Here is a 26,020-nt window from a genome sequence, read left to right as displayed (position 1 = left end):
CCGACGATAGGCTCCGGGCGTATGCGGACGAAGCCGGAGCTGAGCGAGGCCATCCGATGGGAGCGGCGCGCGGCGCTCGTGGTCAACACCCACTCCCGTCGCGGTCGTCGGCTCTACGAGCGGGCGCGGGATCGGCTCACGTCGGCCGGCTTCAAGCTGCTGGCCGCGTACCCGGTCGACGTGCCCGCCGAACTGGAGCAGAGCCTCGCCGCTGCCGCCGACCTCGGACCGGACCTGCTGATAGCCGGCGGCGGCGACGGCACGATCAGCACCGCCGCACGCCTGCTCGCGCACCGCGACATCGCGCTCGGTCTGCTGCCGCTGGGCACCACCAACAACTTCGCGCGCACCGTGGGCGTCCCCCTTCACCTCGACGCGGCCGTGGCGGTCCTCGCCGACGGCAAGGTGATCGACGTCGACCTCGGGCTCGTGGGCAGCCGGTGGTTCACCAACCACGTCGGTATCGGCCTGTCCGCCGACGTGATGCTCAGGACGCCGGCGCGCCTCAAGCGGGCCACCGGCCGGCTCGCGTATCCGGTCACCGCGCTGACGCTGCTGACCCGGCACCGCCCGCTGCGCGCCGTGGTGCGCGCCGAGGGACGGGAGCGCGAGGTGGTCACCCACCAGCTGTACGTGGCGAACGGCGGCTTCCACGCCGGCCGGCCGATCACCGCGGACGCGGACGCCGACGACCGGCTCCTGGTCGCCTATCCGGTGGGCGGCGCGCCCCGCCGTGAGCTGCTGCGGCACACGGCCCGTAACGCGGCGACCGGGCATCGCCGCACGCTCGGCGAGGAGCCGTTCCTCGCCGTCCACCAACTCTGGCTGGAGACCGACCGACCCGCGCCCGTGGAGGTCGACGGCGAGCTGTACGGCGAGACCCCGGTCCGGATCGGCCTGGATCCCAACGCGCTCCGCATCATGGCTCCCGCCGACAGCCCCGATCGTTAGGCGTCAGCGCGTGCGGCGAGGGCGTCCACCAGTCGACGGGCGGAGCCGGCCAGGTTCCACGTGCCGGCCAGTTCGAGCAACCGGTCCGGGTCGGCGGGGGCGGTCGGCAGGGCGGTGGGCAGCTCCGGCAGCGGCACGTCGAGCGCGACCCGGACCACCGTCGGCGCGACGGCCAGGTAGTCGCGTGCGGCGGCCAGCTTGGCCCGCAGGCCCGGTGCGAAGGACGAGTCCGAATCGTCCAGGGCGGCCAGGATGCCGGCGATGCTCCCGTACCGCTCGATGAGTCGGGCGGCGGTCTTCTCGCCGACGCCCGGCACCCCGGGCAGCCCGTCGCTGGGGTCGCCGCGCAGCGCGGCGAAGTCGGCGTACCGGTCGGCCGGCACGCCGTAGCGGGCCCGCACGGCGGCGTCGTCGCAGTCGTCGAGCTTGGCCACGCCGCGCCCGACGTAGAGCAGCCGGACCGGCCGGACGTCGTCGACGAGCTGGAACAGGTCGCGGTCGCCGGAGACCACCTCGACCGGGCCCGGCTGGGTCACCGAGAGTGTGCCGAGCACGTCGTCGGCCTCGTAGCCGGTGGCGCCGACGGAGGTGATGCCGACCGCGGCCAGCACCTCCAGGATCTTCGGCACCTGCGGGGAGAGCGTGTCCGGCACGACCTCGCCGCCCTGCGGAGCCACCCGGTGCGCCTTGTACGACGGCAGCAGGTCGACGCGCCACGCCGGGCGCCAGTCGTAGTCCAGCGCGCAGACCATCCGGTCCGCGCCGCGCCCACGGATCAGGGTGGCGAGCATGTCGAGGAAGCCGCGCACGGCGTTGACCGGGGTGCCGTCCTCGGCGCGGGCGGCGGATTCCGGAATGCCGAAGTAGGCCCGGAAGTAGAGGCTGGGTGCGTCGATCAGCAGGATCGGGGATCGGTGTGCCACGCCCGACAGCCTGGCACAGCCCTCCGACGATCAGGGGTACGCCCGGCCGTCGTCCGCGTCAGCGCCGCTCGTCGTGCCGGTAGACGGTTGCCCTGCGGGCCAGGTACTGCACGACGTAGCTGGCCACCAGCAGCAGGATCGCGACGAGCACCTCGACCCAGGCCGCGACGCCGTCGGCCACGGTGAGGCCGATGATCAGCAGGACCAGGCCGACGAGGGCGAGGACCCCGGCCCACAGCTGCCGGCGTCGGCGCGTCGCCGCCCGGTCCGCCTCGTTCGCTGCCACGTCGGTCCTCCCGGTCGCGGTGCCCGTACGGTAACCCTCTGTCCAGGCTATGACCCACGGCGCCGTCCGACCCGGGAAACCGCGGTGCGGCTGGTGCCCGACCGGCGCAGACTGCCGGTGTGGCGTTCCTTCCCGGTCTGACGCTCGCCCGCCGCTACCACGACGAGGTGGTCGCACCGGTCCTGCACCGTCGCTTCCCGGGTCTGCGGTACGCGGCCGGCCTGCTGGACGGCGGCTCGGAGTTGCTGGGCCTGGACACCGCGCGGTCCACCGACCACGACTGGGGGCCGCGCGTGCAGGTCTTCGTCACGGCCACCGACGCCGACCGGATCCCGGGGCTGCGTGCCGCGCTGGACGCCGACCTGCCGGCCGAGTTTCTGGGCTGGCCGACCCGCTTCGCCGGCGACGACGGGCGGCTGGGCGTCGCCGACCCGGCGGGCGGCCGGCTCGGCGTCCGCGTGGACGAGCTGGCCGGTTGGTGGCGCGATCGGCTGGGCTTCGACCCCGCCGACGGTGTCGCCGTGGCGGACTGGCTGGCCACCCCGACTCAACGGCTGGCCGAGGTGACCGGCGGCGCGATCTTTCACGACGGCCTCGACGGCGCACTGACGACCCGCCGGACGGCGTTGGTCTGGTATCCGCCGGACGTGTGGCGACACGTGCTCGCCGCAGCGTGGACCCGGATCGCGCAGGCGGAGCACCTGCCCGGCCGGTGCGCCGAGGTCGGCGACGAGTTGGGCAGCCGGGTCGTCGCCGCCGGCCTGGCCCGGGACCTGATGCGGCTCGGTCTGCTGCTGCGCCGGCGCTGGCCGCCGTACGACAAGTGGCTCGGTACGGTCTTCGGCGGGCTGCCCGACGCGGCGCCGGTGGTCGCGGCATTGAACGACGCGCTCGGCCCGGGCGACTGGACCCGACGTCAGGGCGGGCTGGTCCAGGCGCTGGAGGCGGTGGCCCGGTGGACCGACGAGACCGGGCTGGCGGCGCCGGTGCGCGCTCGCGTCCGGCCGTTTCACCACCGCCCGTTCCTGGTGCTGCACGCCGAGCGGATCGCCGCCGCGTTGCGCGCCGGCGTGGGCGACCCCGTGCTGCGCGACCGACCGCCGCTGGGCGCCGTCGACCAGTACGTGCACAGCGTCGACGTGCTCACCCACGCCGACCGGGTCCGCCGGCTGGCCGACAGCCTCTGGCCGGGCGGCGTCGTCACCGACCTGCGACGGTGAGCGCCGGCGGGGCGGGGCGGGGCGGGTCGTCGTCCCGGTCGTGGTCGGTGAGGTCACGCAGGTGCCGGACGGGGGAGAACAGCAGCGCCAGCGGCGCGCACACCACCGCCGTCGCGAAGACGAACAGGGTGGCCCGCGCGCCGAGGGGGCCGGCCAGCGCGCCGGCGACCAGGCCGCCGACCGGGATCGCGCCCCACGAGACGAACCGGACGGTCGCCATCACCCGGGAGAGCAGGTCGGGAGGGCTGGCGATCTGCCGGTACGTCCGGGTGGTCACGCTGAGCACCACCGTCCCGAGGGCGAAGACGACGTTGCCGGCGGCGAAGGCGGCGTACGCCGGCCAGCCGGTGCCCCAGGGGATCAGGAACGCCCCGGCGACCGTGGTGAACCCGGCGGCGATCAGGGCGCGGGCGGTGCCGATCCGTGCGGTGATCCGTGTGGTGAGCGCCGCCCCTACCAGCGCGCCGACCCCCTCGACGGCGAGCAGCACGCCGACCAGGCCGGCCGGGGCGTGCAGTTCGCGGACCAGATAGAGCGGGTAGAGCGCGTACTGCGCGCCGCAGACGAAGTTGATGGCCGTGGCGGCCCACATGCCGGGCCCCATCACGGGGTGGTGCGCGACGAAGCGCCAGCCCTCCCGGATCAGCTCGCCGACCGGCGGCCAGCGGTCCGGAGCGTCGTCGCGGCGGGCGGGCAGCGTGCGCAGCAGTGCCGCGGAGACGAGGTAGCTGGCCGAGTCCACGAGCAGGGTGGGCACCGCGCCCAGAGCCTGCACGGCGAGCCCGCCGAGGGAGGGGCCGCTGAGCTGAGTGGCGGCGTGCGTTGCCGAGGTCAGGCTGTTGCGGGACTGCAACTGCTCGCGGTCCACGATGCTGGGCAGGAACGTCGAGTTGGCCACGTCGAAGAGCACGTTGGCGAAGCTGACCACGAGCGCGGTGATGACGAGATGGGCGACGGTGAGGTGACCCCACCACCAGGCCAGCGGGATCGACGCGACGGCGACCGCGCGGGCCAGGTCGGCGCCCACCTGGGCGCCGCGCAGCGGCAGGCGTTGCACGATGACGCCGGCTGGTAGGCCGATCACGATCCAGGCGACGTAGCTGGCAGCGGCGATCAGGCCCATCTCGAACGCGGTGGCGTCGAGCACGGTGAGCGCGGTCAGCGGCAGGGCCACCGCGCCGACCGCCGACCCGGCCATGCTGGTCGTGCCGGCGGTCCACCATCGCCAGAACACCCCGGCCCGATCGTCGACGTGCATGTCGTCCGCCCCCGTTCGCCGTGCCAGTGCGTTCCAATCTGAAACGGACTATAGTCGAGGGCGGAGCGGAGGGAGGTGACGGGTGCGGCGGGAAGATCTTGCCGACGCGGACTGCGGCATCGCGCAGGCGCTCGGCGTCCTGGGGGACTGGTGGACCTTCCTCATCGTGCGCGACGTCGCCGGCGGGACGACCCGCTTCGACGCACTCCAGCGCGAGCTGGGGGTGAGTCGGCGGGCGCTGGCCGAACGTCTCGCCGCGCTGGTCGAGCACGGCGTGCTCGAGCGCCGGCCCTACTCGCACCATCCGCCGCGCTTCGACTACCTGCTGACCGCCAAGGGTGAGGGACTGCTTCCTGTGCTGATCGCACTGCAGGACTGGGGTACGAGACACCTGATGGGCGACGGTGACCTGACCGCGACCGCCGACCCCGACTCGGCCGAGGCACGCCGCGTGCACGAGCTGATCGGGCGGCGGCTGCCCGACGTCGTCCTGCCCGGGCCGGACGGCCAGCCGATCGCGCTGACGGACGGCGACGCGTGGAGCGTCCTCTACTTCTTCCCCGGGGCGTACGCGCCGGGGACGCAGGGCTACCCGCCGGGGTGGGCCGACATTCCCGGCGCCCGCGGCTGCACCCTGGAGTCGAAAACCTACGCCGACCGGCACGCGGACTTCCAGGCTTCCGGCGCACGGGTGTGGGGGGTCAGCACGCAGCGGCCGGACCAGCTCGGCGACTTCGCCGCGTACGCCAGGCTGCCGTTCCCGCTCCTGTCCGACCAGGACGGTCGGCTCGCCGCCGGGCTGCTGCTGCCCACCTTCCGGGCCGGTGGGATCACCCGGTTCAAGCGGTTGACGCTGCTGGTCGACCCGGCCGCGGTGGTCCGCGCGGTGCAGTTCCCGGTCAGCGATCCGGCCGGCTCGGTGGACGAGATGCTCGACGTGGTCCGCAAGCACCGCGCCGCCTGATCGCAGGCACGGGCCTTCCTGTTGACGCCGAGCGTCAGCAGAAAGCCCGTGCCTGCCGCAGGTCAGGCCGGGAGGGTCCAGCGCTGGTTGGCGCCGGCGAAGCAGTCCCAGATCTGCAGCCGGGTGCCGTCGGCGGAGCTGTTGCCGGTGGCGTCCAGGCACTTGTTCGACTGCGGGTTGCGCAGCGTGCCGTTGGACTGGGCCTGCCAGACCTGGGCGCCGCTGCCGTTGCAGTCCCAGAGCTGCACCTTGGCGCCGTTGGCGGTGGAGCCGCTGGCGACGTCGGCGCACTTGCCGAGGGCGCGCAGCGTGCCGTTGCTGGCCACGGTCCAGGTCTGCGCGTTGGTGCCGTTGCAGCCCCACAGCTGAACGGCCGTGCCGTTGGCGCTGCTCGCCGAGGCCACGTCGACGCACTTGCCGCCGATTCCGGTGATCTGTCCGGTGCGGCCGGTCGGCGGCGGGGTGGTGCCGCCCATGATGGTGTCGTACATCGCGCTGACCAGCGATGTCGAGCCGGTCATGTCCTGCGACAGCTCCCAGTTCATCACCCCGCCGGCGTTGGCCAGGGCCCACTGCGTCTTGCGCTTGACCGTCGGGACGCCGTTGTAGCACTGCTGGGCGCCGGCGACGGTGGTGCAGTCCCGGTTGGCGTTGGCCGGGTCCATCCCGACCAGCGCCGAGTAGGTGTAGTAGCCAGGGCGGCTGTAGAAGGGGATCCCGAGGACCGCCTTGCTGGCCGGCAGGCCGCGCGACTTCCACAGGTTGATGCTGGCGATCGACCAGTCGTAGTTGGCGTGCGGGCTGCCGCCGTCGTACGCCATGATGTTGAGCCAGTCGACCTGGCCGAACACGGCCGTCTGCACGCCCTGGACGCTGCCGCCCTCGGAGACCACGGCGGCGGTGAGCAGCTTGCCGCGGCTGTGCATGGCGCTGCCGAGCTGCGTCATGAGCTGGGTGTAGTTGTTCGCCGAGGCGCCCGGGTCCGGGTACTCCCAGTCCATGTCGACACCGTCGAGGTTGTACTGGTTGACGAAGTTGACCAGGTTGTTGACGAAGTTGGTCCGGCTGCCGGCGTTGGCCGCGAGGGCCTCGAAGGCGGAGTCGTTGCCGTCGTTCCAGCCGCCGACCGCGATCGACACCCTGACGTTGTTGGCGTGCCCGAGCGAGACCAGCGAGGAGAGCTTGCTCGGGTTCTCCACGGGGCGGAGGCTGCCGTCGTTGTTGGGCAGCACGAAGGCGTAGTTGATGTGGGTGAGCTTGTTGTACTGGACGGTGTTGACGTTGCCGGCCCAGGAGGGCATGTAGCCGACGCTCTTGAAGTTGTTCGGCAGCACCACGGCCTGCGCGGCGGTGGGCACGAGGGTGAGGGTGGCGCCGGCCGTGGCCAGCGCGAGCAGGCCGGCGGCGAGGGCGCGGCGCAGTGGTGAGGACATCGGGGGCCTTCCCGTGGGCGGGGGACGACAGCCGCCCGTGCAGGGTCGTCGCGGGCGGGGGTGCGGTTGCGGTACGCAGGGACGGGTGGCCTCGAGGCAGCCAAATCTTAAAGAGTGTTAACTGTCCGCGTCAATCAACGTCGGTGAATTTCCGGGCTGGCGCGCTGTTAAGAAGGGGCCCGTGCTCTACACCAGGCGTTAATGAGGTGCCCTTCCTTCGAGCAGTGCGCTGGCTGCCGGCGATCCCCAAACGACCGTTAAGCTGACCGGGTGGGAATCGACGAGTTGTACCCGCCCGACCGGCTGATCGCCGCGCAGCGCGCCACCGCGGCCGCCGGCCTGGACGCCCTGCTGCTCACCCCCGGCTCCGACCTGCGCTACCTGACCGGGTACGACGCCCGCGCGGGGGAGCGGCTGACCTGCCTGGTGCTGCCGGCCGAGGGCGAGCCGACGCTGATCGTGCCGACGCTGGAGCGACCGGCCGCGGAGGCGTCCCCAGCGCCGGCCACCGGGGTCCGCATCGTCGATCACGCCGACGGCACCGACCCGTACCCCCTGGTCGTCGCGGCCCTCGACGGCGCGCCAGCGGCGGTCGGGCTGGCCGACCGGATGTGGGCCGAGCAGGTCCTCGCACTGCGTGCCGCCCTGCCGGCCGCGGCGCAGCGGCTCGCCGGCGAGGTGCTGCGCGAGCTACGGATCCGCAAGTCCCCGGCGGAGGTCGCGGCCCTCGCCGAGGCGGGCGCGGCGATCGACGAGGTGCACCTGCGGATGGGGGAGTGGCTCCGCCCTGGGCGCACCGAGGCCGAGGTGGCCGCCGACATCGCCACTGCGATCCGGGCCGCCGGGCACGTCAGCGTGGACTTCGTGATCGTGGCGGCCGGGCCGAACGGGGCCAGCCCGCACCACGGCACCTCGGACCGGCCGATCGGCGCCGGCGAGCCGGTGGTGGTGGACATCGGCGGCACCATGACGTCGGGGTACCGCTCGGACTGCACCCGCACGTACGTCGCCGGCGGGCCGGCGCCGGCAGAGTTCCAGGCCTACTACGCGGTGCTGCGCGACGCGCAGCGCGCCGCGGTGGCGGCGGTACGGCCCGGGATCAGCGGCGCCGCGGCCGACGCCGCCGCCCGGGAGCCGATCGCCGCCGCCGGCTACGGCCCCGCGTTCCTGCACCGCACCGGCCACGGCATCGGCCTGGACGGTCACGAGGAGCCCTACCTGGTGGCCGGCAACGACCGGCCGCTGGAGGCCGGGATGGCGTTCTCCATCGAACCGGGCATCTATCTGGCGGGCCGGCACGGCGCCCGCATCGAGGACATCGTCGTCTGCACCACGGACGGCGTGCAGCGGCTCAACACCACCCCCACGGAGCTCATCGCGCTATGACTGTCGACCGGATCCTGCCCACCGACGAGGCCCACGACCTGCTGGACCTCGCCACCGAACTCGCCGATCGTGAGCTCGCGCCGAAGGCCGTCGGCTTCGAGGAACGCGCCGAGTTTCCCCGCGAGGTGCTGCGGACCCTCGGCCGGGCCGGCCTGCTCGGCCTGCCGTACCCGGAGGAGCACGGCGGCGCCGCACAGCCGTACGAGGTGTACCTGCAGGTGCTGGAGATCCTGGCCAGCCGCTGGCTCGCGGTCGCCGAGGCGGTCAGCGTGCACACCCTGTCCTGCTACCCGGTGGCCGCGTTCGGCAGCGACGAGCAGCGCAAGCTGCTGCCGGACATGCTCGGCGGCGAACTGCTCGGCGCGTACTGCCTCTCCGAGCCGCAGGGCGGCTCCGACGCGGCGGCGCTGAGCACCCGGGCGGTCCGCGACGGCGACGCGTACCTCGTCTCCGGCACCAAGGCGTGGATCACCCATGCCCGGACCGCCGACTTCTACAACGTCTTCTGCCGTACCGGCGGGCCCGGCCCGAAGGGCATCTCCTGCCTGCTCGCCGACGCCGGCACCGCCGGCATCACCCCGCAGGCGGCCGAGCGGACCATGGGGCTGCGCTCCTCGCCGGTGGCGCAGATCGCCTTCGACGAGGCGCGGGTGCCGGCCGAGCGGCTCATCGGCGGCGAGGGTGCGGGCTTCACCATCGCGATGTCCGCGCTGGACTCGGGTCGGCTGGGCATCGCGGCCTGTGCGGTCGGGCTGGCCCAGGCCGCACTGGACTACGCGATCGGGTACGCCCGGGAGCGGCAGCAGTTCGGTCGGGCGATCGTCGACTTCCAAGGGTTGGGCTTCATGCTCGCCGACGCGGCGACCCAGATCTCCGCCGCCCGCGCGCTGACCCTCGCCGCGGCCCGGCTGCGCGACGCCGGGCGTCCGTACTCGATCGAGGCGGCCAAGGCGAAGCTCTTCGCCACCGACATGGCGATGCGGGTGACGACCGACGCGGTGCAGGTGCTCGGCGGCGCCGGCTACGTGGCCGACCACCCGGTGGAGCGGTACATGCGCGAGGCCAAGGTGCTGCAGATCGTGGAGGGCACCAACCAGATCCAGCGGCTGGTCATCTCCCGGGCTCTGGCCAAGGGCTGAGCCCGGGTCGACGACGCGTGGTGGCGCGGCCGCGGTGGGTCCACCGTGGCCGCCGTCCGCACCCTGCGGTGGGAGCCTCGTCGCCGTCCGGCGTTTTTCCCGGTAGGTTGCTCGCCGTGGAGGAGATCGACCGCGCCATCGTCGCAGCGTTGACCGCTGACGGCCGCCTGTCGTACACCGACCTAGCCGACAGGGTCGGGCTGTCGGTGTCCGCCGTGCACCAGCGGGTGCGCCGGCTCGAGCAGCGTGGGGTGATCAAGGGGTACGCCGCCCGGGTCTCCTTCGAGGCGCTGGAACTGCCGCTGACCGCGTTCGTGGCGATCCGGCCGTTCGACCCGTCGCAGCCGGATGACGCGCCGGAGCGGCTGGCCCACCTGCCCGAGATCGACTCCTGCTACTCGGTGGCGGGGGAGGACTTCTACATGCTGCTGGTGCGGGTTGCCAGCCCGACCGACCTGGAGCGGGTGCTCCAGGAGATCCGTACGTCGGCGAACGTGACCACCCGGACCACGGTGGTGCTGTCCACCCCGTACGAGAACCGGCCGCCGAAGATCAGTGCCGGGCCACCGAGTCGGTCGCGGTCCCGGGTGCCGGAGGAGCCGGCTGGTTCCACCGCAGGATGACCTGCCGATCGTGCTCGTGACCGAGCACGCTGACCGTGGCGGTGTCCAACCGGAGCCGGCCGCCGGCGGACGGGGGCAGGCCGATCCAGCGGGCGCCGAGCACCCGCAGGCTGTGCGCGTGGCCCACCAGCGCCACGGTGCCCCTGTCCAGCAGTGGGGCGACCCGGGTCAGCACCCGGTCGAGGCGGGCCCCCACCTGCTCGGGTGACTCGCCGCCAGGGCAGCCGTCGGTCCAGATGTTCCAGTGCGGTTGGTCTTCGTGGATGTCGACGGTGGTGCGTCCCTCGTACTCGCCGTAGTTCCACTCGCTGAGGTCCTCGTCGACGGCGTCGACGGTGAGCCCGGCCAGCTGCGCGGTGCGCAGCGCCCGGGAGCGGGGGCTGGCCAGCACGGTGACGAATCGCCGGCCGGCCAGGAACGCGGCGAGGGTGCGGGCCTGCCGCTCGCCGTCGGGGGTCAGCTCCAGATCGGTGTACGACGTGTGCCGTCGGGTGGCGCTCCAGGTGGTCTCGCCGTGCCGGATCAGCAGGAGCTCTCCCATGCGGCCAGTTAACCATCGCGGACCCGGCGGCACCGGGTGGCCTCCGATGCCGCGCCCCCGGACACTCAACCTATCTTCCTAGGATGCCTTACCGGATGTGCCGACCGGCACCACCGGTTTCGGCACCCGGAGAGCGGGCAAGCGAGCCGGGAGAGACGCCAGACGGAGGAGGCGCGATGAGCTTCACCGACAAGGCACGAAACAAGGTCGAGCAGATGGCTGGTGCCGCGAAGGAGCGGATCGGCGACAAGACCGACAACGAGCAGATGCGGGCCGAGGGCGCCAGCCAGAAGAGCGACGCGCGCGCCAAGCAGGCCGGTCAGAACATGAAGGAAGCCGGTAGCAACGTGAAGGACGCCTTCACGAAGTGATCTGAGCGGTCCGACGGGTCCCCGGGCGACTGTGCGCCCGGGGACCCGTCGTGTGCTGCGGCTAGGGTCGCGGGGTGACCGTGCTCCGCTCCCTGGTGTTGTTCGCAGTGGCCGCGCTGGCCGAGATCGGCGGCGCCTGGCTGGTGTGGCAGGGCTGGCGCGAGCAGCGTGGCCTGTGGTGGATCGCCGCGGGCGTGATCGCGCTGGGCTGCTACGGCTTTGTCGCCACCTTCCAGCCGGACGCGCACTTCGGCCGGATCCTCGCGGCGTACGGCGGGGTGTTCGTGGCGGGCTCGTTGGCCTGGGCGATGCTCGTGGACGGCTTCCGCCCGGACCGCTGGGACCTGGCCGGGGCGGCGCTCTGCCTGCTCGGCGTCGCGGTCATCATGTACGCGCCGCGCGGCGCTACTGCCTAGCGCGGCGCGACTTCCCTACGCGCCGTCAGCGGTCGTCGTTCAGGCGGCGGAACGCTCCGGGACCGGTCGGCGGCGCAGGCCCACGCTCGAGATGGCCGGCGGTACGTAGGCCACGTCGTTGGGGCCGGCGTCGGTGCCGGGCGGGGCGATCTCGTCGATCCGGTCGAGGATTTGGTCGCTCAGGGTGACGTCGGCGCCGGCCAGGAGGTCGTCGAGCTGTGCCATGGTGCGCGGCCCGATGATCGCCGAGGTGACGCCCGGGTGCGCGATCGCGAACGCCATCGCGAGGTGGGTCATCGGCAGGCCGGCCTGCTCGGCGAGCGGGATGAGCTGCTCCACGACGTCGAGCTTGCGCTCGTCGCTGAAGTGCTGTGGGGTGTGGCCCGACCGGTGGCTGTCGAACTGCTGGCCCTTGCGGTACCGGCCGGTGAGCAGGCCCTGGCCCAGCGGGCTCCACACCAGCGCGCCCATTCCGTAGCGCTGACAGACCGGCAGCACCTCGCGTTCGATGCTCCGGTTGATGATCGAATACGGCGGTTGTTCGGTGCGGAAGCGTTCGAGGCCGCGTCGCTCGGCGACCCACTGTGCTTCGACGATCTCCGAGGTGGGGAAGGACGACGCGCCGATCGCGCGTACCTTGCCGCTGTGGATCAGGTCGGACAGGGCGGACAGCGTCTCCTCCAGGTCGACCGACGGGTCGGGGCGGTGGACCTGGTAGAGGTCGAGGTGGTCGGTCTGTAGGCGGCGCAGGGAGTTCTCGACGGCAGTGGTGATCCAGCGCCGTGAGTTTCCGCGGTGGTTCGGGTCGTCGCCCATCGGATAGTGCAGCTTGCTGGCGAGTACGACGTTGTCGCGGCGGCCCTTGAGCGCCTTGCCGAGGATCACCTCGGATTCGCCGGCGGAGTACACGTCGGCGGTGTCGACGAAGTTGATTCCTGCGTCGAGTGCTTTGTGGATGATGCGGATGGAGTCGTCGTGATCGGGGTTTCCCATGGCGCCGAACATCATGGCGCCCAGGCAGTACGGGCTGACTTCGATTCCGGTCCGGCCCAGGTTGCGGTATTTCACTGTTGTCCTTCGGAGTGGTTCGGTGATTGGTGGGCTATTCGGAGTGCGTCGAGGACGTGGTGCGCAGTTCCTCGTCGTCGAAGACGATTTCGACGAGCGGGCTGTGCGGGAACCAGTCGTCGAACGTCTGGCGCCGGCTGACCCGCGCAGCGATTTCGGGTCGGTTCTGCAGGTCGAGGACCGCGGTGATCACCCGCCGTCGTGTCGGCTCGTCGACCGGCACCGCGGTCGCGGGCAGGTCGGCCGTGACCCCGTGCTTGAGGTGCACCGTGAACCGTGGGTGGGCGCGCACGTTCGCGTACCAACTGCGGGGTCCGGGCATACCGGTCAGGTACCAGCGACCGTCGACGCGGTGGAACCAGATCTCGATGCGGCGGGGGACGCCGGTGCGTGCGCCCAGTGTGGTGATGTCTATGGTGCGCGCGGCCGCGGAGGAGTCCGGTCCGATGGCGAGGGCTCGTGCGATGGCGTCGTCCATTTCACCGGCCTTTCCCGCTTTTGTTCCGATGAGTCCATGAAAGCAGCGCCGGAGAGGCGGAACTAGCGGAATCGTCTCGTGTGGTTGCACAATCCTCTTCCCCGGAGTCAGGGGAGCGCGGCGCCGGCATTTCCGGCTCCGGCACGTATGCGCAGCGCGTCGATGCTGGGCGGAGCACCGAACAGCCGTCGGTACTCGCGGCTGAATTGGGACGGGCTGTCGTATCCGACGCGATGGGCGACGCGGGTGATGTCGTTGGGGCTGTTCGCCAGCAGCAGTCTCGCGGTCTGTAGGCGGATGTGCTTCTGGAACTGGATGGGGCTCATCGCCGTCACCGCCTGGAAGTTCCGGTGGAACGCGGAGACGCTCATCGCGGAAAGCTGTGCCACCTCGTCGACGCGGAAGGGCCGTGTGTAGTTTTCCCGGATCCACTGGACAGCCCGGGCGATGTGGCTCAGGCTGCTGTCCGCGAGGCCGATCTGCCGGACGACGTCGCCCTGTTCGCCGGTCATCAACCGCCAGAGGATCTCGCGCTTGAACAGGGGGGCCAGTGCCCGGCGATCCTGTGGCCGGTCGAGCAGCCGCAACAGCCGCACGATGGCGTCGAGCAGTTCGTCCGGGGCGTCACTGACCGCGATTCCGGGCCGCGCGGTGCCGGGGGAACGCGGCAGATCGCCCGGCCCGGCCTGGAGCAGCAGCTCCGCGATCGTGGCAGGGTCCAGGGTCATTCCGAAGCCGAGTACGGGGTGGCCCGGGGCGACGTTGATGACGTCCCCCGTCACCGGGAGGTCGACCGAGGCGACGAGGTACTGACCGGGGTGGTACTCGTAGACCTGGTCGCCGAGGGCGAGTCGCTTGCCGCCCCGGGCAATGACCGCCAGCACCTTGCCGGACATCGAGGAGACCGGGGAGGCGGTGTGCTCGATCCGGCAGACCCGTACGCCCTCGATTGCGGTGGCCAGGTCGCGGCGCACGTGTCGTTCCAACAGGTCGCGAAGCTCGTCCAGGGGCATGCCCCGAGTGCAACACGAGACCCGCGGTGACCGCTGGTCAGCGGCAGGATCGTGCAAGGACTCGCCAGTTTCATGAGAGCGTCCACTGGTACCACGGTGTGGGTCGGGGTGTGTCGGGCTGGCCGGCGAGTGGTTCGTGCAGGCCGCGTAGGTGCAGGGCCTGGATGATGCGTCCGACGAGGCCGTCGGCGCGGGGTGTGGTGTCTGGTTGGCGCGCTGGTCGAGGACGGTGTCAACCCAGGTTGTCATTCTGCGGGTGCCGGCTCGGTGGCCCGTGGCGCGAAGAAGCGGACGAGGTCGTCGGCTGCGGTGGGGGAGAGCATCATGGCCTGGACTCGTGCGGACATCTCGGCGATCGGGTGGGTTCTGGCGAACATCGCCTCCTCGTACGCCTGGATCGCCGGGTCGGGGTCGGCGGGGTTGGTGGCGAGGGCGGCGGCGAGTTCGGCGGCGTCGAGCATGGCCTGGTTGGCGCCCTCGCCGACCGGTGGCATGAGGTGCGCGGCGTCACCGATGAGGGTGATGCCCGGACGGTGGGCCCAGCGTGTGCCGGTGGGCATCGCCTCGATCCTGCGTGGGGTCGGTGGGCTGTCGGCGGCTTCGATGAGCGCGGTGAGGCTGGGGTTCCAGCCATCGAACATGTCCAGCAGGGCGCGCTTGCTGCGGTAGGTGTCCAGGTCGCGATCGTCCGCGCGCAGGGAGATCCCGACCCGGATGCTGCCGTCGCCGAGGCGTTGCGCGGCCAGGATCTGGTTGACGCCGACGCACCAGAGGTTTCCGGGGCCGACCAGCTCGGCGACGTCCGGGTGGCGCCGGTCGGCGTCGCTGATGTTCAGCTCGATCAGGGTGGCCACGTAGGAGAGTGTCGTGTCGGTCAGCAGCGACCGGACGACCGAGCGTGCGCCGTCCGCGCCGATGAGGACGTCGCAGTCGGCGCGGTGGCCGCCATCGAACGTCAGCCCGAACCCTCCGTCGGGTCGTGGCGTCGCGGCGACGAGCCGGTGCTGCCACGCGACCGTGTCGCCGGGGAGTGAATCAAGCAGGAGGTCACGCAGTGCGCTGCGGTCGATCTCGGGGCGTCCGGAGAATGAGCCGGGTTGGGGCGTGTGGTGCACGAGGGTGCGGCCGGCCGGGTCGAGGATGCGGTGTTCCTCGCCCTGTGGTCGTGCCTCGGATCGGAATCGGTCGGTGAGGCCCGCGTCGGCCAGGGCCTGTTGCCCGGACTCCGGGTGCAGGTCGAGCATTCCGCCCTGTGCTCGCGCGGATCGGCTTGCCTCGCGTTCGTACACCACCGTGTCGATGTCGTGCCGGTGCAGGATTCGGGCCAGGGTCAGGCCGCCGAGGCCGCCGCCGGCGATCGCGATTCGCATCGTCATGCCCCTTACCGTACGCTGTATCTTATGGAGACGCCGTACGGTAGCGTACCGCTGCCCGTCTGGGAACGGCCCGAGCCGCAGCCGCGGGCGGCGCCGGTGCCGCTGAGCCGCGCGAAGATCGCCGCCACGGCGATCCGGATCGCCGACGCGCACGGCCTCGACGGACTGTCGGTACGCAAGATCGCCAAAGAGCTCGGTGTCGGTCCGATGCGGCTCTACGACTACGTGATCAACAGATCGGAACTGCTCGATCTGATGGTCGACGCCGTCTATGCCCAGATCGCCGAGGCCGGCCAGCAATCCGGGTGGCGCGACACAGTGCTGGCCATCGTTCACCGGACCCGCGACGCCGCTCTCGACCACGAGTGGTTCGTCGACCTGCTCGGCGCAAGGCCACACCTGGGACCGCACGCGCTCGCCGTGGGCGAGTCGACCGCGGCGGCGCTCAGCCAGGCCCCTGGCGTTCGCGGTGTCGACGATCTCCAGCGGGCCCTGGGCGCCCTCAACGCGTTCATCGTCGGAGCGCTCCGCAGGGAGATCACCGAGCGACGCACCGCCCGTTCCACCGGCACCGACGTGTCCGTCTGGCAGGCCGCCCTCGGGCCCTACCTGACACGCATGCTCGAAACGGGCCGCTATCCCACCGTCGCCCGGCTCGTCATCGACGGCGCCCACCTCAACGCCGAGGAAACCTTCCAGGACAACCTGATCACCATCCTGGACGGCATCACCAGGGGACAGTGAGCCGCCCTCGCGTCTGGAATGATTGCCGGCGTGATCCGACCACGGCCGCGTTCGCTGCTCGGTGTGCTGGTCGCGGCGGCCGCGATCGGCGTCGCCGCGTCCGCCATCGTGCTCTCCACGACACCGGCGCCGCCCAGGTCGACGGCCGTCGCCGCGCCAGCCGGACCAGCCACGTCAGCCGGTCCCACCGCTGCCACGGAGCCGTCGGGTGAGGCCACTCCCGCTCCCACGCCGAGCGGGTCGGGTGGCGCCACTCCGACGCCGAGCGGGCCGGCAGCCACCGTTCCCGGGGCGACGCGGGTGGGGACCCGACCACCGGTGGTGGATCACGGACCGCGTACCGGTAACCGGGTGGCGTTGACCTTCGACGCGGACATGACCGACGGGATGCTGCAGAACCTGCGCACCGGCAAGGTCAGGTCCTACGCGAACCTGCGCGTCCTGGACCTGTTGGAGCGGGAGCGGATTCCGGCGACCTTCTTCCTGACCGGCAAGTGGGTCGAGCGGTATCCGCAGGTGACTCGGCGGCTCGCCGGCAACCCGCGCTTCGAGTTGGCCAACCACACGTACGGGCATGCGGCGTTCACCGGGGACTGTTACGACCTGCCCCGGGTGCGGGCGAGCGGGATGACCGACGACGTGGCGAAGACCTTCCGGGTGATCGAGCCGTACGGGGGCCGGCAGACCCGGTACTTCCGTTTTCCAGGGCTGTGTCACGACGCGGCGGCGCTGGCCGCGCTCGCGCCACTCGGCGTGACGGTGGTCGACGGGGACGTGGTGAGCGGCGATCCCTTCGCCACCGCGTGGGAGCCGCTGGTGCGGGCGGTGTTGGACAACGTCCGCCCCGGGTCTGTGGTGATCATGCATGTGACCGAGGCGAACGCCGCGATGACCGATGAGGCGTTGCCGCACATCCTGGCCGGGTTGCGCGAGCGGGGGCTGGTGCCGGCGCCGTTGTCTGAGGTGTTGGCCAGCGCCTGAGTGTCGGCCGAGGGGCCGGCATGAGGTCGGTGAGCGTTATACCGCAGAGTCATATCTATACCTGGGAGTCATAACGCTCCTGCGGGACCGACCGACCGACGCCCTGCCCTGGCGGTCGAGGTGCCGGTGAGGGACGCCGCAATGGGCGACACCCCCGGCAAGGGGATCCGCCGGGGGTGTCGTGGGTGGTGGGTCAGTCGTCGCGGTGGTCGGTCCACCACTGCTGCCCGCCCTCGGGCAGGGTGTCGATCGGGTCGTAGTAGGCGTAGCGCTTGTTGAGCGCCTCCAGGTCGGCCGACTCGATGGAGGTGCGGTAGTTCTTGGTCCAGTAGGAGATGCCGCGGTCACGGTCGTAGTCGGTGAGCATGTGCACCCACCGCTTGCCGACGAAGGGGACGTCGCAGACGATCCGCGGGGTGGCGTAGCCGGGCAGGTAGCCCATGATGTCGTGCTGGAGCTGCTGGGCGTGCCAGACCGGCACCCGCCAGTGTTCGGCGTTGGGGATCATGTCGCACATGTAGAAGTAGTACGGCAAAATGCCCGCCTCTCCCTGCAGGGCGAAGCAGAGGTCCAGCAGGTCGGGGGTGGTGGCGTTCACCCCGCGCATGAGCACGCCCTGGTTGCGCACGTCGCGGACGCCGACGTCGAGGGCGGTCTGGGCGGCCTTGGCGACCAGCGGGGTGAGCGACTGGGCGTGGTTGACGTGGGTGTGGATGGCGAGGTTCACGCCCCGGCGGGCGGCGGTGCGCGCGACGCGCTCGAGGCCCTCGACGACGTCGGGCTGCAGCCAGTGCTGGGGCAGGCCCATGAGGGCCTTGGTGGCGAGCCGGATGTCGCGGACCGTCTCCAGCTCCAGCAGGCGCATCAGGTACGACTCGAGGTTGCGCCACGGCACGTTGGCCACGTCACCACCGGAGACGACGACGTCGCGGACGCCGGGGTGCGCCTTGAGGTAGCTGATGTGGGCGTCGTAGCGCTCGACGGGCTTGAGGGTGAGTTTGAGCTTGTCGACGGCGGGGGTGGAGTTGCCGACGAGGTCCATCCGGGTGCAGTGCCCGCAGTACTGGGGGCAGGTGGACAGCAGCTCGGCGAGGACCTTGGTGGGGTAGCGATGGGTGAGCCCCTCGGCGACCCACATGTCGTGCTCGTGCAGCGAGTCGCGGCTGGCGTACGGGTGCGACGGCCAGTCGGTGCGTCGGTCGGAGGCGACCGGGATCATGTAGCGGCGGATGGGGTCGGCGAGCAGCGCCTCGGTGGTGAGGGGCGCGAACGGCACCATCGTGTTGATCATCTGGGGCGGCACCAGCATCGACATGGTGGCCAGGGCCTTCTGGTCGGCCTCGAGGTCGGCGTAGAAGCTCTCGTCGATGAGGTCGCCGAAGACGGTCCGCAGCTGCTTGATGTTCTTGACGCAGTTGACGCGCTGCCACTGGGCGGATTCCCACTGGTCTCGGGTGACGTGGCGCCAGCCGGGGAAGCGGGTCCAGTCGGGCTCGACCAGGGGCTGGCGGCGGTATTCGTACGGCTGCCCGGCGGTCGGTACGGCGACCGGGGCGTGACGGGGTTGAGCGATGGTCTCAACCGGTTGCGTCTGGGTCACGGCCCCTCCTCAGTGCTGCGGCTGATCAACGAAACCCGAAGGCTACTGGAAAATATCCGGTACAGAAACTAGTCTGCCGTAAGTTTTCCCGTTACGCGATCCCCCGACCGGGGCTTCGGGCGGATGGACAGGGGGAGGTCGGCGTGACGTCACCGGTGGGACTGCACCGCGTCGTGGAACCGGCGGGGGTGCTGCCGCAGGCGGCCTGGCGGTTGGACGCGTCCACCGCGATCGCCCCGAACGAGGTGCGGATCCGGGTGCAGCGGCTCAACCTGGACGCGGCGAGCTTCCGGCAGCTGTCGGAGAAGCACGGCGGGAACGGCGACGCGGTCCGCGCCGAGGTCCTGGAGATCATTTCCACCCGGGGGAAGATGCAGAACCCGGTGACCGGGTCCGGCGGGATGCTGATCGGCACGGTCGAGGAGGCCGGCCGGCGCTCCCCGCTGGGCCTCAAGCCGGGCGAGCGGGTCGCCACCCTGGTGTCGCTGACCCTGACCCCGCTGGTGGTGACCGACGGGCTGGCCCGCTGGGACGGGCGCAGCGAGCAGGTGCCCTGCGACGGCTGGGCGATCCTGTTCGCCCGCTCCATCGCCGCGGTGCTGCCGGACGACGAGGACCCGCAGCTGTCCCTGGCGGTGCTGGACGTGTGCGGGGCGCCCGCGCTGACCGCGCGGGTGGTGTCGCGCTACGTCGAGGACCGGCACCGTGCGGGCGACCCGACGCCGGTGCGCGTCGCGGTGATCGGCGGCGCGGGCAAGAGCGGGTCGCTGTCGCTGGCCGCGGCGCGGCGGGCGGGCGCCGCGCGTACCGTCGGGGTGGTGCCGGTGGCGGCGGAGCGCGACGCGCTGACGGCCGCCGGCCTGGCCTCGGTGGTGGCGATGGCCGACGCCCGGGACCCGGTGGCGCTGTCCACCGCGGTGACCACCGCGCTGGGCAGCCCGGCGGACGTCACCGTGGTCTGCGTGGACGTGCCGGGCTGCGAGCACGGGGCGGTGCTGGCCACCGCCGACGGCGGCACGGTGATCTTCTTCTCGATGGCGACGAGCTTCTCCGCCGCGGCGCTGGGCGCCGAGGGGCTGGCCGCGGACGTGACGATGCTGGTGGGCAACGGGTACGTGCCGGGGCACGCGGAACTGGCGTTGGGGCTGCTGCGCGCCGAGCCGGGGGTGCGTCGGCTGTTCGCGGCGCGGGTCGCGGCAGACTGAGGTCATGACGAACCCCTCGACCCTGTACCGCGGCGGCGTGCTGCACTGTCCCGCCGACCCGAGCGCGACCGCGCTGCTGGTCTCCGGTGGGCGGATCGCCTGGCTGGGGACCGACCGTGACGCGCCGCCCGCCGACCGGGTGGTGGACCTCGACGGCGCGCTGGTGACGCCGGCGTTCGTCGACGCGCACGTGCACGCCACGGACACCGGGTTGACGCTGTCCGGGCTGGAGTTGTCCGGGGTGCGCTCGGCGGCTGAACTGCTGGACGCGGTGGCCGCGTTCGCGGCCGGCCAGCCGGCGGACGCGGTGGTGCTGGGGCACGGCTGGGACGAGTCGGGCTGGCCGGACCCGACGCTGCCGGACGCGGCGGCGCTGCACCGGGCGGCGGGCGGCCGGCGGGTGTACCTGTCGCAGGCGTCCATCCACTCGGCGCTGGTGTCGACGGCGCTGCTGGCGGCGTGCCCGCAGGCGGCGGCCGAGGCCGGGTACGACGCGTCGGGGTGGTTGCGTCGTGACGCGCATCACGTGGTGCGGGCGGCCGCGCAGGGATCGGTCAGTCGGGCGCAGCGGGTCGCCGCGCAGCGGGTGGCGCTCGCGCACGCGGCGTCGCTGGGCATCGCCGCGGTGCACGAGTGCGGCGGACCGGACATCTCCGACGAGGAGGACTTCACCGGCCTGCTGGGCATCTCCGGCGCGGGGCTACCGGAGGTGTACGGGTACTGGGGTGAGCTGGGTGGCGCGGCGCGGGCCCGGGAGCTGGGCGCGGTGGGCGCCGGCGGGGACCTGTTCGCCGACGGGGCGTTGGGTTCGCGTACGGCGCACGTGTCGCAGCCGTACGGCGACGGCGACGGCTGCGGGCACGGGTACCTGTCGGCCGAGCAGGTGCGCGACCACCTGCTGGACTGCGCGGCGCACGGCATGCAGGGCGGGTTCCACGCGATCGGTGACGCGGCGATCGGCACGGTGCTGGAGGGCTTCGCGGCGGCGGCGCGGACGCTGGGCGTGGAGCGGCTGCGCGCCGCCCGGCACCGCATCGAGCACGCCGAGATCATGAACAAGCGGATGATCGCCGGTTTCGTGGAGTACGGGGTCGTGGCGAGCATGCAGCCGGCGTTCGACCGGCTTTGGGGTGGCGCGGGCCGGATGTACGAGTCGCGGCTGGGTCTGGACCGGTCGTTGGAGTCCAACCCGATGGGCGCGATGCACGGGGTGGGGGTGGCGCTGGCGTTCGGGTCGGATTCGCCGGTGACGCCGCTGGACCCGTGGGGGTCGGTGCGGGCGGCGGCGGCGCACCACAACCCGGCGCAGCGGATGAGCGTGCGGGCGGCGTTCGCCGCGCACACCCGCGGCGGGTGGCGGGCGGTGCACCTGGACGTCGAGGGGGTCCTCGCGCTGGGCGCGCCGGCGACGTTCGCGGTGTGGTCGACGCCGGCCGGCGCGCAGCGGGGCCTGCCGGTGCTGCTGGCCGAGGACCCGGAGCTGCGGGGTCCGGACGACCCGACGCCGCTGCCGGTGTGCCGAAGCCTGGTGCTGCGCGGTGAGGTCATCTATCAGGAAGGGTCGTCGTGACCGGGAAGCTTGATCTAGATCCGGCGTTGGTGGCCAGGGCGCGGGAGTTGGCGCGCCGGGCCGGGCAGCCGGTGGTGGACCTGGCGCGCAGCCACACCACCGTGTCCGTGGAGCGGGCGGTGCTGCGCCTGGCCGGGGTGACCGGCGCCGACCCGGACGGCATTCCATGGGTGAACCGGCTCGTCGACGCCGTCGTCGCGGACGTGGGGCTGGGCCACGGCGTGGCCGTGCCTGTGTTCGACGCCCTCGCCCGCGAGGGCGTCACGGACGTGACGCTGCTGGCGCAGAAGGCCGCCGCCGGTTCGGTGCGCTTCACCGTGCCCACCGGACGGGCCGCCACGGCCGCCCGGTCGGCGGCGCGCAGGGCCGTCGGCGCGGGCATCCGCCGTATCGACCGGCGGCGCGCCGAACGCGACCGTCTCGTCAAGCGGCACGGGGACCCGGCGCAGCGGCCGTGGATCTACCTGATCGTGGCGACCGGGGACATCTACGAGGACATCCCGCAGGCGCAGGCCGCGGCCCGGGCGGGCGCGGACGTCATCGCGGTGATCCGCTCCACCGGGCAGTCGCTGCTGGACTACGTGCCCGAGGGCGCGACCCGGGAGGGTTTCGCCGGCACGTACGCCACGCAGGAGAACTTCCGGCTGATGCGCGCGGCGCTGGACGAGTCGTCGAAGGAGTTGGGCCGCTACGTGCGGCTGACCAACTACGCGTCCGGGCTGTGCATGCCAGAGATGGCGACCCTCGCCGGGTTGGAACGCCTCGACATGATGCTGAACGACTCGATGTACGGAATCCTGTTCCGCGACATCAACCCGATCCGCACCTTCGTCGACCAGCGGTTCTCCCGGCAGGTCCACGCCCGCGCCGGCATCATCATCAACACCGGTGAGGACAACTACCTGACCACCGCCGACGCCGTCGACGAGGCGCACACGGTGACCGTGTCGCAGCTGCTCAACGAGTTCTTCGCCCACGAGGCGGGGCTGGCGGACTGGCAGCTGGGCCTCGGCCACGCGTTCGAGATCAACCCGGAGGTGCCGGAGTCGTTCCGGTTGGAGCTGGCGCACGCGCTGCTGGCCCGCGAGCTGTTCCCGGACGCCCCGCTCAAGTGGATGCCGCCGACCAAGCACATGACCGGCGACGTGTTCCGGGGCAACCTGCTCGACGGGTTCTTCAACCTGGCGGGCGCCCTGACCGGTCAGGGCATCCTGCTGGTGGGGATGATGACCGAGGCCGTGGTGACGCCGTGGCTGTCCGACCGGGACATCGCCCTGCAGAACGTGCGGTACGTGCTGGGCGCGGCCGGTGGACTGCACGAGGACTTCGTGCCCGCGCCGGGCGGGTTCATCCGGCGGCGCGCCAACCAGGTCCTCGGTGAGGCGCTGGACCTGCTGGAGCGCATCGGGGAGCAGACGCTGCTGACCGCGATCGCCGAGGGCACGTTCGGGATCATGAAGCGGCCCGCGGACCGCGGCAAGGGCCTCGCCGGGGTCGCCGCGCACGAGGCCGACTACTGCAACCCGGCCACCGACATCCTGGAGGCGGCGGCGTGAGCAAGCAGATCGTGCGGCCGTACGGGGACACCACCGGCGACGGGATGGTGCAGGTGTCGTTCACCCTGCCGGTGTCACATGACAAGCGGGCCGAGGGCGCGGCGGTGCAGCTGGCCAACCGGATGGGCATCGACCCGGCGATGGTGGTGCACGCCAAGCCGATGGGCGACGGGTTCACCTTCTTCGTCGTCTACGGGCGGGTGAACCACCTGGTCGACCTGGACGCGGTGCAGGTGGTGGAGCGGGACTTCGCGCTGCTGTCGGCCAAGGAGGTCAACACGGTGGTCAAGCAGCGGCTGCGGCGCAAGCTGTCCGTGGTCGGCGCGTGCATCGGCACCGACGCGCACACCGTGGGCATCGACGCGATCCTCAACGTCAAGGGCATCGCGGGGGAGAAGGGCCTGGAGTACTACCGGGAGCTCAAGGTCACCAACCTGGGCGCGCAGGTCAGCGTGCCCGAGCTGGTGGAGGCCGCCCGGGCGGAGAAGGCCGACGCGGTGCTCGTGTCGCAGGTCGTCACCCAACGCGACGCGCACCTGCACAACACCCGGGAGATGTCCGCGGCGTTCCGTGAGGCGATGCCCGCCGGGCGGCGGCCGCTGCTGATCGTCGGCGGCCCCCGGTTCGACGAGACGATGACCGACGAGTTGGGCGTGGACCGGATCTTCGGTCGGGGCACCACGCCCGGCGAGGTGGCCAGCTACCTCGTGCACGCCCTGATCACCCAGCGGAAGGCGACGGCATGACGGACTCCAGGCTCGGGTTGACGGTGACGCACCGGCGGTACGTGCCGTACTCGCACGCCCACTACGCCGGCAACCTCGTCGACGGGGCGTACGCCCTCGGACTGTTCGGCGACGTCGCCACGGAGGTGTGCATCCAGACCGACGGCGACGAGGGCCTGTTCGCCGGGTACGCCGACGTGCGGTTCCTCGCGCCGATCCGCGCCGGTGACGTCGTCGAGGTGAGGGCGCAGGTGTTCAGGGTGGGCAGCCGCAGCCGCACCCTGGAGCTGAGCTGCGCGGTGGTGTGCCGGGGCCGACCGGACCGCTCCGAGTCCGCCGCCGAGGTCCTCGACCCGCCGATCGTGGCGGTCACCGCGACCGGCACCGTGGTCGTTCCCGCCGCGCCGTGACCCTGGCGGTCTGCGCGGACGTCGGCTCCACGTACACCAAGGCGGCCGTGGTGGACCTGGCCGCCGGGGTGCTGGTGGGCGCGGCGGCGGCGCCCACCACGGTGGGCAGCGACGTGCTGCACGGCCTGGACGCCGCGGTCGCGGCGGCCACCGCCGGGCTTGGCGCGCGAAACGTCCCGTGGTACGTCTGCTCGTCGGCGGGCGGTGGACTTCGGCTGGCCGTGATCGGCTACGAGCCGCTGGTCACCGCGCAGGCGGGCCGGCGGGTCGGGTTGTCCGCCGGCGCGCACGTGGTGCACGTGGCGGCCGGGCGGCTCGGCGCGGCGGACCTGGCGGCGCTGCGGGCCGCCCGCCCGGACGTGGTGCTGCTGGTCGGCGGCACCGACGGCGGCGACACCGACACGATCACCCACAACGCCACCCGGCTGGCCCGGGCCCGCTGGCGGGTGCCGGTGGTGCTCGCCGGCAACGGCGACGTACGCGCGGACCTGACCGGGCTGCTGGAGTCCGCCGGGGTGCCGGTGACGGCGGCGCAGAACGTGCTGCCCCGCATCGGGGTGCTCGCCCCCGCGTCGGCGCGGGCGGCGATCCGCGCGGTGTTCCTGCGCCACGTCATCGGCGGCAAGCGGCTGTCGCGGGGCACCCGGTTCGCCCGGCTGGTGCGCGCGGCCACCCCCGACGCGGTCCTCACCGGCGTGGAGGTGCTCGCCGACACCATCGGCGGGGACCTCGCCGTGGTCGACGTAGGCGGGGCCACCACCGACGTGTACTCGGTGCTCACCCCCGACGAGCGGGCCACCGGGCCGGGCCGGGAGGTCGCCGGCAGCCTGTGGCGGGCCCGCACCGTGGAGGGGGACCTGGGCATGCGGTGGAGCGCCCCCGGGGTCGTCCGCGCCGCCGCCGACGAGCGGCTCCTGGCCCCGGGTGAACAGGACGACCTGACGGCGGCCGCGGCGCTGCGCGCCGCCGACCCGGCGTTCCTGGCCGCCGACGACGCCGAGCGGGCCGTGGACGCCCGGATCGCCACCCTCGCGGCGACGGTGGCGCTGCGCCGGCACGCCCGCGGCGCCTCCACCGGCGAACGCGCCGGCCGGGACCTGCGCGACGTTCGGCTGATGGTGGGCTCCGGCGGGGTGCTGCGGCACGCGCCGGCGCACACGGCGGGGCAGGTGCTGGCGGCCGTGCTCGGCGACCACGCCGGGGGATGGGCGCTGCCGCGCGCCGCCCGGCCGGTGGTGGACACCGACTACGTGCTGGCCGCCGGTGGGCTCCTCGCCGAGGAGCACCGGGCAGCCTCGGGGGCGCTGCTGCGCCACCATCTGACCACGCATTGAGACACGCCGACCCGACACGCCGTGGTGCAACACACGACAGGCCGGGGGTGGGTTGACAGGGGGCGGGGTGCAACACGTACCGTCTTTGAGTCCTACCACGGGAAGCGGCTGTTGTTCGCTTCGTCCCTTCGTCCGCTGGCCGAGCGACAGTTTCAGCGTCATCGTCGCGGCGGCCAGGTCCAGCGGGCGGGGGTCGGCGGGGCGGCGCGAACCGGTCGCGGTTACCGGTGTACGGGCAGGGTGAGGTGCACGGCCAGTAGACAACGGCCCGGCGGGGGCAGCCAGTCCGCGTCCGGTCGGTCCGAAGGTCGGCGTGCCTCGTCCTCGCCGCACCGGCCGGGGAGGGCCTGGGAGCATCGGGGCGCGGCGCGAGCCGCGCCCCGATTTCATGTCCGTTGGGTGGTCCGTCCCCGGCGGCCCGATGCGGCCGACACACCCGCCGGCCAGGT

Annotated in this window: 26 protein-coding genes; 16 read left to right on the top strand and 10 right to left on the bottom strand. The window is 72.5% G+C overall.

What is annotated here, in order from left to right:
• Positions 1-21 precede the first annotated feature (21 nt).
• A complete protein-coding gene (locus ACFYPS_RS04430) occupies positions 22-951 on the top strand; it encodes a diacylglycerol/lipid kinase family protein (protein ID WP_387322690.1) in 930 nt (309 codons plus the stop codon).
• Here the strand turns inward: ACFYPS_RS04430 and ACFYPS_RS04425 are convergent.
• Entirely contained in the window at positions 948-1,874 is a 927-nt protein-coding gene (locus tag ACFYPS_RS04425; protein WP_387322688.1) for a 5'-3' exonuclease H3TH domain-containing protein, read from the bottom strand. The genes ACFYPS_RS04430 and ACFYPS_RS04425 overlap by 4 nt on opposite strands.
• Positions 1,875-1,932: 58 nt before the next feature.
• Complete coding sequence (locus ACFYPS_RS04420) at positions 1,933-2,160, bottom strand: hypothetical protein (protein WP_354965308.1); 228 nt, start codon at positions 2,158-2,160, stop codon at positions 1,933-1,935.
• A 119-nt stretch (positions 2,161-2,279) separates the two neighbouring features.
• On the opposite strand from ACFYPS_RS04420, the gene ACFYPS_RS04415 reads away from it, so the two are divergent.
• Entirely contained in the window at positions 2,280-3,380 is a 1,101-nt protein-coding gene (locus tag ACFYPS_RS04415) for a DUF4037 domain-containing protein (protein ID WP_387322685.1), read from the top strand.
• On the opposite strand, the gene ACFYPS_RS04410 is transcribed toward ACFYPS_RS04415, so the two are convergent.
• A complete protein-coding gene (locus ACFYPS_RS04410) occupies positions 3,361-4,638 on the bottom strand; it encodes an MFS transporter (protein ID WP_387322683.1) in 1,278 nt (425 codons plus the stop codon). The two genes, ACFYPS_RS04415 and ACFYPS_RS04410, sit on opposite strands and share 20 nt — an antisense overlap.
• Positions 4,639-4,720: 82 nt before the next feature.
• Between ACFYPS_RS04410 and ACFYPS_RS04405 the strand changes: the two genes are divergently transcribed.
• On the top strand, positions 4,721-5,602 hold the full coding sequence (locus ACFYPS_RS04405) for a winged helix-turn-helix transcriptional regulator (RefSeq protein WP_387322681.1): 882 nt from the start codon (positions 4,721-4,723) through the stop codon (positions 5,600-5,602).
• A gap of 62 nt (positions 5,603-5,664) precedes the next feature.
• Here the strand turns inward: ACFYPS_RS04405 and ACFYPS_RS04400 are convergent, their stop codons facing one another.
• Complete coding sequence (locus ACFYPS_RS04400; protein ID WP_387322679.1) at positions 5,665-7,035, bottom strand: glycosyl hydrolase family 18 protein; 1,371 nt, start codon at positions 7,033-7,035, stop codon at positions 5,665-5,667.
• Positions 7,036-7,305: 270 nt separating this feature from the next.
• Between ACFYPS_RS04400 and ACFYPS_RS04395 the strand changes: the two genes are divergently transcribed.
• The 3 genes from ACFYPS_RS04395 (at position 7,306) to ACFYPS_RS04385 (ending at position 10,183) form a co-directional block, all read left to right on the top strand.
• The gene (locus tag ACFYPS_RS04395; RefSeq protein WP_354965303.1) at positions 7,306-8,421 is read left to right on the top strand and encodes a Xaa-Pro peptidase family protein; all 1,116 of its coding nucleotides are present in this window, start codon (positions 7,306-7,308) and stop codon (positions 8,419-8,421) included.
• Positions 8,418-9,560: an acyl-CoA dehydrogenase family protein gene (locus ACFYPS_RS04390; protein ID WP_387322677.1), complete on the top strand. Its 1,143-nt coding sequence runs from the start codon at positions 8,418-8,420 to the stop codon at positions 9,558-9,560. The genes ACFYPS_RS04395 and ACFYPS_RS04390 overlap by 4 nt, the downstream gene beginning before the upstream one ends.
• 116 nt (positions 9,561-9,676) lie before the next feature.
• On the top strand, positions 9,677-10,183 hold the full coding sequence (locus tag ACFYPS_RS04385) for an Lrp/AsnC family transcriptional regulator (protein WP_354965301.1): 507 nt from the start codon (positions 9,677-9,679) through the stop codon (positions 10,181-10,183).
• Here ACFYPS_RS04385 and ACFYPS_RS04380 read toward each other — a convergent pair.
• Positions 10,113-10,724 carry a histidine phosphatase family protein gene (locus ACFYPS_RS04380; protein WP_354965300.1) on the bottom strand — a complete coding sequence of 204 codons (612 nt, stop codon included), beginning with the start codon at positions 10,722-10,724 and terminating at the stop codon, positions 10,113-10,115. The two genes, ACFYPS_RS04385 and ACFYPS_RS04380, sit on opposite strands and share 71 nt — an antisense overlap.
• Positions 10,725-10,900: 176 nt before the next feature.
• On the opposite strand from ACFYPS_RS04380, the gene ACFYPS_RS04375 reads away from it, so the two are divergent.
• Together ACFYPS_RS04375 and ACFYPS_RS04370 are read left to right on the top strand one after the other, a co-directional pair.
• Positions 10,901-11,095: a CsbD family protein gene (locus tag ACFYPS_RS04375; RefSeq protein WP_354965299.1), complete on the top strand. Its 195-nt coding sequence runs from the start codon at positions 10,901-10,903 to the stop codon at positions 11,093-11,095.
• A 74-nt stretch (positions 11,096-11,169) separates the two neighbouring features.
• Entirely contained in the window at positions 11,170-11,511 is a 342-nt protein-coding gene (locus tag ACFYPS_RS04370; RefSeq protein ID WP_354965298.1) for a YnfA family protein, read from the top strand.
• A gap of 39 nt (positions 11,512-11,550) precedes the next feature.
• Here the strand turns inward: ACFYPS_RS04370 and ACFYPS_RS04365 are convergent, their stop codons facing one another.
• From ACFYPS_RS04365 to ACFYPS_RS04350, 4 genes are all read right to left on the bottom strand, one after another.
• The gene (locus ACFYPS_RS04365; RefSeq protein WP_354965297.1) at positions 11,551-12,579 is read right to left on the bottom strand and encodes an aldo/keto reductase; all 1,029 of its coding nucleotides are present in this window, start codon (positions 12,577-12,579) and stop codon (positions 11,551-11,553) included.
• 34 nt (positions 12,580-12,613) lie between these two features.
• Positions 12,614-13,057, bottom strand: a complete 444-nt coding sequence (locus ACFYPS_RS04360) for a nitroreductase/quinone reductase family protein (RefSeq protein ID WP_354965296.1) — start codon at positions 13,055-13,057, stop codon at positions 12,614-12,616.
• Positions 13,058-13,164: 107 nt separating this feature from the next.
• Positions 13,165-14,070: an AraC family transcriptional regulator gene (locus ACFYPS_RS04355; RefSeq protein ID WP_354965295.1), complete on the bottom strand. Its 906-nt coding sequence runs from the start codon at positions 14,068-14,070 to the stop codon at positions 13,165-13,167.
• 245 nt (positions 14,071-14,315) lie between these two features.
• Complete coding sequence (locus tag ACFYPS_RS04350) at positions 14,316-15,446, bottom strand: FAD-dependent monooxygenase (protein ID WP_354965294.1); 1,131 nt, start codon at positions 15,444-15,446, stop codon at positions 14,316-14,318.
• Here ACFYPS_RS04350 and ACFYPS_RS04345 point away from each other — a divergent pair.
• Both ACFYPS_RS04345 and ACFYPS_RS04340 read left to right on the top strand, forming a co-directional pair.
• Positions 15,375-16,190 carry a TetR/AcrR family transcriptional regulator C-terminal domain-containing protein gene (locus ACFYPS_RS04345; RefSeq protein ID WP_354965293.1) on the top strand — a complete coding sequence of 272 codons (816 nt, stop codon included), beginning with the start codon at positions 15,375-15,377 and terminating at the stop codon, positions 16,188-16,190. The two genes, ACFYPS_RS04350 and ACFYPS_RS04345, sit on opposite strands and share 72 nt — an antisense overlap.
• Before the next feature lie 30 nt (positions 16,191-16,220).
• A complete protein-coding gene (locus ACFYPS_RS04340; RefSeq protein WP_354965292.1) occupies positions 16,221-17,171 on the top strand; it encodes a polysaccharide deacetylase family protein in 951 nt (316 codons plus the stop codon).
• A gap of 193 nt (positions 17,172-17,364) precedes the next feature.
• Here ACFYPS_RS04340 and ACFYPS_RS04335 read toward each other — a convergent pair whose 3' ends face one another.
• A complete protein-coding gene (locus ACFYPS_RS04335) occupies positions 17,365-18,771 on the bottom strand; it encodes a lysine 2,3-aminomutase (RefSeq protein ID WP_354965291.1) in 1,407 nt (468 codons plus the stop codon).
• Positions 18,772-18,926: 155 nt separating this feature from the next.
• Here ACFYPS_RS04335 and ACFYPS_RS04330 point away from each other — a divergent pair, with 155 nt between their 5' ends.
• The 6 genes from ACFYPS_RS04330 to ACFYPS_RS04305 are packed head-to-tail and all read left to right on the top strand — an operon-like array spanning position 18,927 to position 25,571.
• Positions 18,927-19,976 (top strand): zinc-binding alcohol dehydrogenase, encoded by a 1,050-nt coding sequence (locus ACFYPS_RS04330; RefSeq protein ID WP_387322829.1) that lies wholly within the window; start codon positions 18,927-18,929, stop codon positions 19,974-19,976.
• A 4-nt stretch (positions 19,977-19,980) separates the two neighbouring features.
• Entirely contained in the window at positions 19,981-21,546 is a 1,566-nt protein-coding gene (locus ACFYPS_RS04325) for an amidohydrolase family protein (RefSeq protein WP_354965290.1), read from the top strand.
• Positions 21,543-23,102: a lysine 5,6-aminomutase subunit alpha gene (locus ACFYPS_RS04320; RefSeq protein ID WP_354965289.1), complete on the top strand. Its 1,560-nt coding sequence runs from the start codon at positions 21,543-21,545 to the stop codon at positions 23,100-23,102. Before ACFYPS_RS04325 ends, ACFYPS_RS04320 begins: the two co-directional genes overlap by 4 nt.
• Positions 23,099-23,848 carry an OAM dimerization domain-containing protein gene (locus ACFYPS_RS04315; protein WP_354965288.1) on the top strand — a complete coding sequence of 250 codons (750 nt, stop codon included), beginning with the start codon at positions 23,099-23,101 and terminating at the stop codon, positions 23,846-23,848. Before ACFYPS_RS04320 ends, ACFYPS_RS04315 begins: the two co-directional genes overlap by 4 nt.
• Positions 23,845-24,237 carry a hotdog domain-containing protein gene (locus ACFYPS_RS04310; protein ID WP_387322671.1) on the top strand — a complete coding sequence of 131 codons (393 nt, stop codon included), beginning with the start codon at positions 23,845-23,847 and terminating at the stop codon, positions 24,235-24,237. The genes ACFYPS_RS04315 and ACFYPS_RS04310 overlap by 4 nt, the downstream gene beginning before the upstream one ends.
• Entirely contained in the window at positions 24,234-25,571 is a 1,338-nt protein-coding gene (locus ACFYPS_RS04305) for a glutamate mutase L (RefSeq protein ID WP_387322669.1), read from the top strand. Before ACFYPS_RS04310 ends, ACFYPS_RS04305 begins: the two co-directional genes overlap by 4 nt.
• Positions 25,572-26,020: the final 449 nt, after the last annotated feature.

Source organism: Micromonospora sp. NPDC005087 (genome assembly GCF_042872965.1).
Classification (GTDB): domain Bacteria; phylum Actinomycetota; class Actinomycetes; order Mycobacteriales; family Micromonosporaceae; genus Micromonospora.
Note: the sequence above shows the minus strand (reverse complement) of the source record. Positions and strands in the feature narration are given on the sequence as shown.

Bases quoted from the DNA above. Each gene is read 5' to 3' on its own strand.
- ACFYPS_RS04430 (WP_387322690.1), top strand. From the start codon at position 22: ATGCGGACGAAGCCGGAGCTGAGCGAGGCCATCCGATGGGAGCGGCGC.
- ACFYPS_RS04410 (WP_387322683.1), bottom strand. From the start codon at position 4,638: ATGCACGTCGACGATCGGGCCGGGGTGTTCTGGCGATGGTGGACCGCC.
- ACFYPS_RS04400 (WP_387322679.1), bottom strand. From the start codon at position 7,035: ATGTCCTCACCACTGCGCCGCGCCCTCGCCGCCGGCCTGCTCGCGCTG.
- ACFYPS_RS04390 (WP_387322677.1), top strand. From the start codon at position 8,418: ATGACTGTCGACCGGATCCTGCCCACCGACGAGGCCCACGACCTGCTG.
- ACFYPS_RS04380 (WP_354965300.1), bottom strand. From the start codon at position 10,724: ATGGGAGAGCTCCTGCTGATCCGGCACGGCGAGACCACCTGGAGCGCC.
- ACFYPS_RS04375 (WP_354965299.1), top strand. From the start codon at position 10,901: ATGAGCTTCACCGACAAGGCACGAAACAAGGTCGAGCAGATGGCTGGT.
- ACFYPS_RS04360 (WP_354965296.1), bottom strand. From the start codon at position 13,057: ATGGACGACGCCATCGCACGAGCCCTCGCCATCGGACCGGACTCCTCC.
- ACFYPS_RS04355 (WP_354965295.1), bottom strand. From the start codon at position 14,070: ATGCCCCTGGACGAGCTTCGCGACCTGTTGGAACGACACGTGCGCCGC.
- ACFYPS_RS04350 (WP_354965294.1), bottom strand. From the start codon at position 15,446: ATGACGATGCGAATCGCGATCGCCGGCGGCGGCCTCGGCGGCCTGACC.
- ACFYPS_RS04325 (WP_354965290.1), top strand. From the start codon at position 19,981: ATGACGAACCCCTCGACCCTGTACCGCGGCGGCGTGCTGCACTGTCCC.
- ACFYPS_RS04310 (WP_387322671.1), top strand. From the start codon at position 23,845: ATGACGGACTCCAGGCTCGGGTTGACGGTGACGCACCGGCGGTACGTG.